Below are 733 nucleotides of genomic sequence, written 5' to 3'. Positions count from 1 at the left end.
ATGAGCATCTGGGTGTCCATTGGGTTTCTCCCTGATTAGGAGCGAATAGGGAGTAGCGAATAGGGAGATCGACAGCCGAACCCTATTCGCTACTCGCTATTCGCTACTCGCTGTTTTCATTTCCCACTCCCCGCGATCTGGTCGCCGTCGCGGGTCAGGTAATAGGCAACGAGGATCGGCAGCAGCGTCACCAGCACGACGACCATAGCAACGACATTGGTGACCGGGCGCTGGCGCGGACGGATCAGCTCCTCCAGCATCCAGATCGGCACCGTCTGCTGCTGGCCGGCGGTGAAGGTGGTGACGATGACCTCGTCGAAGGAGAGCGCGAAGGCAAGCATGCCGCCGGCGAGCAGGGCGGTTGCGATGTTCGGCAGCACGACATGCCGGAAGGTCTGGAAACCGTCGGCGCCGAGATCCATCGAGGCTTCGATCATCGATCCCGAGGTGCGGCGGAAGCGGGCGACGGCGTTGTTGTAGACGACGACCACGCAGAAGGTGGCGTGGCCGAGCACGATCGTCCAGAACGAAAAGGGAATGTCGGCCAGCGAAAAGGCCGAGCGCAGCGCGATGCCGGTGATGATGCCGGGCAGCGCGATCGGCAGGATGACCAAGAGCGAGATGGCCTCGCGGCCGAAGAAGTGGGTCTGCGAGACGGCGGCGGCGCAGAGCGTGCCGAGCACCAGCGCGATCGCCGTCGAGATGGCGGCGACGCGGACCGACAGCGTTAGCG

1 protein-coding gene is annotated in these 733 nt (G+C 63.7%); it reads right to left on the bottom strand.

Annotation, left to right across the window (positions count from 1 at the left end; translation table 11 throughout):
• Positions 1-116: 116 nt before the first annotated feature.
• Positions 117-733 (bottom strand): ABC transporter permease (locus tag EOA27_RS38805; protein ID WP_145970920.1); only part of this gene is annotated, 617 nt, incomplete at its 5' end.

Origin of the sequence: Mesorhizobium sp. M2A.F.Ca.ET.037.01.1.1 (assembly GCF_003998075.1) — a bacterium.
Taxonomy (GTDB): domain Bacteria; phylum Pseudomonadota; class Alphaproteobacteria; order Rhizobiales; family Rhizobiaceae; genus Mesorhizobium.
The sequence above is the reverse complement of the archived record's forward strand: the minus strand, read 5'-3'. Positions and strand labels throughout refer to the sequence as shown.